This is a genomic window from Phenylobacterium sp. (assembly GCF_036723115.1).
GTDB lineage: Bacteria > Pseudomonadota > Alphaproteobacteria > Caulobacterales > Caulobacteraceae > Phenylobacterium.
In genome coordinates this window covers 1-7,472 of sequence record NZ_DAIMHV010000129.1, presented here as the reverse complement: position 1 = coordinate 7,472, position 7,472 = coordinate 1, and the positions used below count along the sequence as shown (strand labels likewise).

Annotated in this window: 7 protein-coding genes; 3 read left to right on the top strand and 4 right to left on the bottom strand. The window is 69.9% G+C overall.

What is annotated here, in order from left to right; all coding sequences use genetic code 11:
• Nucleotides 1–1,800, bottom strand: coding sequence for an acetolactate synthase 3 large subunit (locus tag V7D28_RS12125; protein WP_333587640.1), 1,800 nt, complete (start codon nt 1,798–1,800; stop codon nt 1–3).
• A 188-nt stretch (nt 1,801–1,988) separates the two neighbouring features.
• On the bottom strand, nt 1,989–2,909 hold the full coding sequence (miaA, locus tag V7D28_RS12120) for a tRNA (adenosine(37)-N6)-dimethylallyltransferase MiaA (protein WP_333587639.1): 921 nt from the start codon (nt 2,907–2,909) through the stop codon (nt 1,989–1,991).
• Between miaA and serB the strand changes: the two genes are divergently transcribed.
• Nucleotides 2,908–3,801, top strand: a complete 894-nt coding sequence (gene serB, locus V7D28_RS12115; RefSeq protein WP_333587638.1) for a phosphoserine phosphatase SerB — start codon at nt 2,908–2,910, stop codon at nt 3,799–3,801. The genes miaA and serB overlap by 2 nt on opposite strands.
• Nucleotides 3,802–3,850: 49 nt before the next feature.
• On the top strand, nt 3,851–4,522 hold the full coding sequence (locus V7D28_RS12110) for an HAD family hydrolase (protein WP_333587637.1): 672 nt from the start codon (nt 3,851–3,853) through the stop codon (nt 4,520–4,522).
• Between the two features lie 184 nt (nt 4,523–4,706).
• Here the strand turns inward: V7D28_RS12110 and hflC are convergent, their stop codons facing one another.
• Together hflC and hflK are read right to left on the bottom strand one after the other, a co-directional pair.
• A complete protein-coding gene (gene hflC, locus V7D28_RS12105; protein WP_333587636.1) occupies nt 4,707–5,597 on the bottom strand; it encodes a protease modulator HflC in 891 nt (296 codons plus the stop codon).
• The gene (gene hflK, locus V7D28_RS12100; protein WP_333587635.1) at nt 5,594–6,619 is read right to left on the bottom strand and encodes an FtsH protease activity modulator HflK; all 1,026 of its coding nucleotides are present in this window, start codon (nt 6,617–6,619) and stop codon (nt 5,594–5,596) included. The genes hflC and hflK overlap by 4 nt, the downstream gene beginning before the upstream one ends.
• A 324-nt stretch (nt 6,620–6,943) precedes the next feature.
• Here hflK and V7D28_RS12095 point away from each other — a divergent pair.
• Nucleotides 6,944–7,472, top strand: a 529-nt coding sequence (locus V7D28_RS12095; RefSeq protein WP_333587634.1) for an iron-sulfur cluster assembly protein, incomplete at its 3' end; no start/stop codon positions are given.

Here is a 7,472-nt window from a genome sequence, read left to right as displayed (position 1 = left end):
CTAGACCAGACGCTTGCCCGCATCGTCGATGATGGAGCCGAGGTCGCGGGCTTCCTGGGCCAGGATCATCTCGTTGTGCGCCTTGCCCGAGGGGATCATGGGGAAGCAGTTCTCTTCCTTGGTCACCCGGCAGTCGAACAGCACCGGACGGCGCACGGCGATCATCTCGGCGATCTTGTCGTCCAGCTCATCGGGGTGCTCGGCCCGCAGACCCACGCAGCCGAAGGCCTCGGCCATCTTCACGAAGTCCGGCAGGCTTTCGGAATAGGAGTGGGAATAGCGCTCCCCGTGCAGCAGCTGCTGCCATTGGCGGACCATGCCCATCCACTCGTTGTTCAGGATGAAGATCTTGATAGGCAGGTCGTATTGGATGGCGGTGGCCATCTCCTGCATGGTCATCTGCACGCTGGCGTCGCCGGCGATGTCGATGACCAGCGAGTCCGGATGGGCGATCTGCACGCCCACGGCGGCGGGCAGGCCATAGCCCATGGTGCCCAGGCCGCCGGAGGTCATCCAGCGGTTGGGCTCGTTGAAGTGGAAATACTGCGCCGCCCACATCTGGTGCTGGCCGACCTCGGTGGTGACGTAAACGTCCTTGTCCTTGGCGTGATGGTAGAGCCGCTCGATGGCGTGCTGCGGCTTGATCAGCTTGGAATCGGGCGTGTAGGCGAAGCAGCGGCGGGCGCGCCAGCCGTCGATCTGGCGCCACCATTCGCCGAGCGCAGCCTGATCCACCGACAGGCGCATGGCCTTCCAGGCCGCGATCATGTCCTCCAGCACGCTGGCGGCGTCGCCGACAATGCCCACGTCGCAGCGGACATTCTTGCCGATGGACGAGGCGTCGATGTCCACGTGGATCTTGCGCGAGGTGGGGGCGAAGGCGTCCAGCCGCCCGGTGACCCGGTCATCGAAGCGCGCGCCAAGCGCGACCATGACGTCGCAGTCGTGCATGGCGTGGTTGGCTTCATAGCTGCCGTGCATGCCCAGCATGCCCAGCCACTTGGTGTCGGAGGCCGGGAAGGCGCCCAGGCCCATGAGGGTGGATGTCACCGGCGCGCCGGTCAGTTCGGCGAATTCCCGCAGCAGTTCGGCCGCCCGGGGACCGGCGTTGATGACGCCGCCGCCGGTATAGAGGATCGGCCGGCGGGCCTGGGCGATCAGGGTGACGGCCTCGGCGATGCGGCCGGCGTCGCCCTTGACCTGCGGGCGGTAGTCATGGGCGTGGGTGACGGCCTGCGGTCCCTGATAGGCCGCCTTGCCGAACTGCACGTCCTTGGGGATGTCGATGACCACGGGGCCGGGCCGCCCGGAGGTGGCGATATGGAAGGCCTCGTGCATGATGCGCGGCAGGTCTTCCACCTTCTTGACCAGATAGTTGTGCTTGGTGATCGAGCGGGTGATGCCGATCGTATCGCACTCCTGGAAGGCGTCGGTGCCGATCAGGTGGGTGGCCACCTGGCCGGTGATGACCACCATGGGAATGGAGTCCATCAGGGCGTCGACGATGCCGGTGATGGCGTTGGTGGCGCCGGGGCCTGAGGTGACCAGGACGACGCCCGGCTTGCCGGTGGACCGGGCATAGCCCTCGGCGGCGTGGGTGGCCCCCTGTTCGTGCCGGACCAGGATGTGGCGCAGGCGCGGCTCGGCGAACAGGGCGTCATAGATGGGCAGCACCGCCCCGCCCGGATAGCCGAACAGCACTTCCACCCCCTGGTCGAGCAGCGAACGCACGACGATCTCGGCGCCCGTCAGGGTCTCGGTGTCGGAAGAGGTGGCGGTGATGGTCTGGTGGGCGGTCATGGGGGGCCTTCTGGGGCTGGCCTTCAGGGCAATAAAAAAGGCCCTCTCGGGGGCCTGGTGCAAGCGACCTTGTTCGCGCTGATCCGAAGATCAGTTCGTCGAAGGTCGCCCGGGGATTACGAGAAGCTCGCGCACGCGCGTTCTCCAATAAGTGGTTTGAGCGCTCATCGCATGCGCGCCTGCGCCCGTCAAGGCGGGCTCAAGGCAAGAAATTGCTCCCACTGCCCCTCGGCGTCGGCGGCGGTGATCCGACCCCAGTCGGGCGTCTGGTTGCGGAACCAGGTGGCCTGACGCTTGGCGTATCTGCGGGTTTCCTGCTGGGCGGCGGCCAGGGCGGCCTCACGGCTGAGCTCGCCGCGCCGCAGGGCGGCGATTTCCCGCAGGCCCAGGGCCTTCATGGCCGGCAGGTCCGGGTCGAGACCTCGGGCCAGAAGCGGCTCGGCCTCGTCCAGGGCGCCGCCCTCGAACATGGCGCAGAGCCTCCGGTCGCAGCGCGCATAGAGGGCCTCACGTGGCGGATCGAGCACGACGCCGCGCCAGGCCCCGGCGGCGATGGGCGGGGCGGTCCTGGCCTGCAGGTCGCTCAAGGCCTCGCCCGCGGCGGCGTGAACCTCCCAGGCCCGGGTAAGCCGCTGGCGATCGCCCGGCGCGATCCGCTGCGCGGCGGCGGGGTCGAACCGGGCGAGTTCGGCCCGGAAGCCCGCCTCGCCCAACGCCTCATAGGCCGCCGCCGCCGCCTGACGCTGGGCCGCCGAGGCCTGGGGAATCTCCGCCAGGCCCTGGGTCAGGGCGCGGAAATAGAGGCCCGTGCCCCCCACCAGGATCGCCGTCCGCCCCCGGCCTTGGATCTCGGCGAGCAGGGGCAGGACGGCGCGCAGCCAACGGCCCACCGACCAGGCCTCGGCCGCATCGGCCACGCCGAACAGGTGATGCGGCGCCAGCGAGGTCTCTTCCGGGCTGGGCCGGGCGGTCAGCACCGACAGGTCGCCATAGAGCTGCATGGAGTCGGCGTTGATGATCTCGCCGCCGCGGGCCTGGGCCAGCCGCAGGGCCAGCGCGCTCTTGCCGCTTGCGGTCGGCCCGCCGATCAGCCAGATGCGGGGCTCCATGGAACTTGCTCTCACCCTCGTCAGCCCGCAGGCCCCGGCCGCCGCCGCAGCGCTTGCCCAACTCACCTCAGCGCTCGCAGGCGCGCAGGCCCGCGTCAAGGAACCCCGGCCATTGGGCCCCGGCGCCCTGGAGGTGCTGGTGGAGGCCCAGGCCCTGGCGCCGGTGCGCGAAGCCGTGGCCCGGGCGCTCTCGGACCTGCCGGTGGACGCCTGCGTCCAGCCGTGGGCCGGGCGGCGTCGGGCGCTGCTGATCGCCGACATGGATTCCACCATCATCGGCTGCGAGTGCATCGACGAGCTGGCCGACTTCGCTGGCGTCAAGGCGCAGGTCTCCGAGATCACCGAGCGGGCCATGCGCGGCGAGCTGGACTTCGAAGGCGCCCTTCGCGAGCGGGTGGCCATGCTCAAGGGCCTGCCGCTCAGCGATCTGGAGCGGGCCTATGAGGAACGGGTGCGCCTCAATCCCGGGGCGCGGACGCTGGTCCGCACCATGGCCGCCCACGGGGCGCGCTGCGTGCTGGTGTCGGGGGGCTTCGGCTTCTTCACCGCCCGGGTGGCCCAGGCGGCAGGCTTCCATGCCGAGCGGGCCAACCGCCTGATCGAGGCCGGCGACGTGCTCGCCGGGGAGGTGGGCGAGCCCATCCTCGGCCGCGAGGCCAAGCTCGCCGCCCTGCGGGAGGAGACCGCCGCCCTGGGAACCGACCCGTCCGCGGCCCTGGCCGTGGGCGACGGCGCCAACGACCTGGCCATGATCGAGGCCGCGGGCCTCGGCGTGGCCTATCGCGCCAAGCCGGTGGTGGCCGCCCAGGCCCACGCCAAGGTGGATCACGCCGACCTCACGGCTCTGCTCTACTTCCAGGGCTACCGCGCCGAGGACTTTGTCACCGACTGAAGCGGGCTGTGATTTCGCTTCGGCCGCCCCGTGCCCTAAGAGCCGGAGCATGACCCTTCCTCGCCCCTGCGCCGCCGTGGTCTTCGACATGGACGGCCTGCTGATCGACACCGAGCGGCTGATGCTCAAGGCCATGGACGAGGCCGCCCGCGCCATCGGGCGCGACATGCCCTTTCCCGTCTTCCAGAGCATGGTCGGCCTGACCCACGCCCAGAGCGACGGGATCCTGGTGGAGCACTTCGGGCCGGGCTTCGCCCTGGACGCCTATGTGGCTGACGTGCGGGCCCGGTTCGTCGAGGCGCACAAGGCCGGCGTCGCCTTGAAGACCGGGGTGATCGAGATGCTCGACCACCTGGACGCCGTGGGCGCCCCTCGGGCGGTGGCCACCTCGTCGCGCATGACCTCGGTGGAGACCCATCTGGGTCATGCCGGCCTGCTGGACCGCTTCGACGCCTTCATCACCGCCGAGAGCGTCACCCAGGGCAAGCCCCATCCCGAGCCCTATCTGAAGGCGGCCCAGGCGCTGGGCATGGATCCGCGGGACTGCATCGCCCTGGAGGACAGCCTCAACGGCGTCCGCGCCGCGGCGGCGGCGGGGATGATGACCATCATGGTCCCGGACATGCTGGCCCCCACCGACGAGATGCACGCCCTGTGCGTGCGCATCGCCCAGGACCTGCACGAGGTGCGCGACCTGCTCTCGGTGATGGTGCGCCGCTAGAGCCTGATGCGATCAGACGAAACCGTCTGATCGTTGAATCAGGCTCTAACCTCAAAGACTTGAGCGCGTTTCGTTCCGATAACCGGTTCCCACTTATCGGAACGCGCTCTTACACGAAAAGACCCCCGAACCCTTGCGGGCCGGGGGCCATGATCGCGCAACGCCATAGGCGGTGCGAATCGGCTCAGCGGGCCGCGGGGCCGCGCTCGAAATAGCGGAAGAACTGGCTGTCGGGGGAGAGCACCATGGTGGCGTCGCCCTGGCCGATGGCGTCCTCATAGGCCTGCATTGAGCGGTAGAACGAGGCGAAGCTGGCGTCGCGCCCGAAGCTCTGGGCGTAGATGCGCGTCCGCTGGGCGTCGCCTTCGCCTCGGGTGCGATCGGCGGTTTCCTGGGCGGTGGCCAGGGTGATGGTCACGTCCCGGTCAGCCTCGGCGATGATCTCCCGCTTGCGCTGTTCACCGATGGCGCGGATCTGCGCGGCCTGCTGCTGGCGGGCCGTCTCCATCCGGCGATAGGTGGCGGCCATGTTTTCCTGCGGCAGGTCGGCGCGGCGGATGCGCACGTCGATCACCTCGATGCCAAAGCGCGAGGAGGTGGCCCGGGCGCGCACATCGGCCAAGGTCCGCTGCATGACGCCGCTGCGCTCGCCCGAAATGATGTCGGAAGACCGCGCCGAGCCCAGCACCTGACGAAGGGACGAGTTCACCAGCCGCTGGATGCGGTCCTCGGCGATCCGGTCGTCGCGCAGGGTGCGGTAGTACTGCAGGGGATCGTTGATCCGGTAGCGGATGAAGGCGTCCACCACCAGGCGTTCCTGGTCGGCGGCGATGACCTCTTCCTCTTCGGTTTCGAGCGCGATGTTGCGCTTGTCGAAGGTCAGCACCTGTTCGAGGAACGGGACCTTCATCTTCAGGCCGGCGGTGGACTGCGGGCCGGCGTTGATCACCCGGACGGGATCGCCCAGGCGCACCACGATGGCCTGTTCGCGCTGTTCCACCACGAAGAAGGTGTTGGCCAGCACCACCAGGAGGACGAAGGCGCCGATCAGATAGGGGATGTACTTCTGGTTCATTGCGAGCTGCTCCCGGCGGGCGCGCTGGCGCCGGTGGACGGGACGGGCACGGGGGAGGGGCTGGCGGCCGCGCCCGGTCCGCTGCGCGGACGGAAGACATCCGGCGGCAGGATGATCGGCGCGGTGGCCCCGTTGGAGTCCACGATCACCTTGTTGGAGTTGCGCAGCACCCGCTGCATGGTCTCGATATAGAGACGCTCACGGGTCACCGCAGGCGCGCTGCGGTATTCGGCATAGATCTGGTCGAAGCGCGAGGCCTCACCGGTGGCTTCCCGGACCGCCTGCTCACGATAGGCCTCGGCGGCCTGGGTGATGCGGGCGGCGTCACCGCGGGCCTCGTTGACCACGCGGTTACGGTAGGCGTTGGCCTCGTTCTCGGCGGACTCGGCGTCCTGGCTGGCGTTGAAGACGTCGCGGAAGGCCGCGATCACTTCGGCCGGCGGGTCGGCGTTGCGGATCTGGACTTCCACCACGCTGACGCCGGCGCCCCAGGAATCCAGGGTCTGCTGCATCAGGGCGGCGGCTTCGGCCTGCACCTCGCCGCGGCCGCGGGTGAGGATGTAGTCCAGCGGCGAGCGGCCCACCACTTCGCGCATGGCGCTTTCGGCCACGGCGCGCACCGAGCCTTCGGGATTGCTGATGGTGAAGATGAAGCGCGCAGCGTCGGCCACGCGCCAGGTGACGCTGAACTTCAGGTCGACGATGTTCTCATCCCCGGTCAGCATCAGGCTTTCCTGGGACTGGGGCTGTTCGCGGGTGCCGCCCACATCGATGCGGTTCAGGCTGGTGACGGGCACCTTCTCCACCCGCTCGATGGGGGCGGGCAGGTGATAGTTGAGGCCGGGGCCGGCCGAGCGCGAATAGGCGCCGAAGGTGGTCACCACGGCCTGTTCATTGGGCTGGACGAGATAGAGGCCCGACAGCGCCCAGAGGCCGAAGGCCACGCCCACCACCGCAGCCACGGCGCCGGGCTTCACCCCGTCGCCGCCCGGGCCGCCGAAGAAGTGGCGCAGACGCGCCATGAGGCGTTCCAGCAGGACGTTCAGGTCAGGCTGCGGTCCGCGGGGGCCGCCGGGACCAGGTCTGCGGGGTCCGCCAGGGCCGCCAGGGCCTCCGGATCCGCCGCCTTGCGGCGGGGGGTTCCCCCAGGGGCCGGGGTTCACATTATCGTTCCAGGGCATTCGTTCTGTGCGTCGTCTTTCTAGGGTCGCGTCGTCGGGGACGTAATTTAAGTCTCGGCGTAGTCGGCGCGGCCGCCATGTTCGGTCCGCTGAGGGCGGACTTGTAAACCGGCGCTGTCAGCCGGATATGAGGCGGCCCAGCCCTCAAAGCAAGCTGAACCCGACATGAGCTCCAGCGCAATTCCCGATCGGGCCGCCGTTCTGGCCGCCCTGGACGCCGTCACCGACCCGCGCACCGGCCAGGGCCTGGCGCAGGCGGGTCTGGTGCAGGGCCTGGTGCTGCGGCCGGGGCGGGCCGGCTTCATGATCGAGGCCCCCGGCGACCAGTTGGACGTCTATGAACCGGTGCGCGCCCAGGCCGAGGCCATCCTCAAGGCCTTGCCCGGCGTGGAGCGGGCCCAGGTGGTGCTGACCAACGCCGAGCCCCTGGGCGCGCCGGCCCAGCCGCCGCCGCCGGCTGCGGCGCGCCCTGTCGCCCCGCCGGAAGAGACCCCCCCGGCGCCCGGCGTGACGCGGGTGCGCCGGGGCGCGCGCCTTTCGGCCGATCCCCAGGCCGAGCCCGCACCGCCCGCCGGCGCCGAACGTCCGCCCCATGTGCGGCGCGTCATCGCGGTGGCCAGCGGCAAGGGCGGGGTGGGCAAGTCCACCGTCTCGGTGAGCCTGGCGTCGGCCCTGGCGGGGCTGGGCCTGCGGG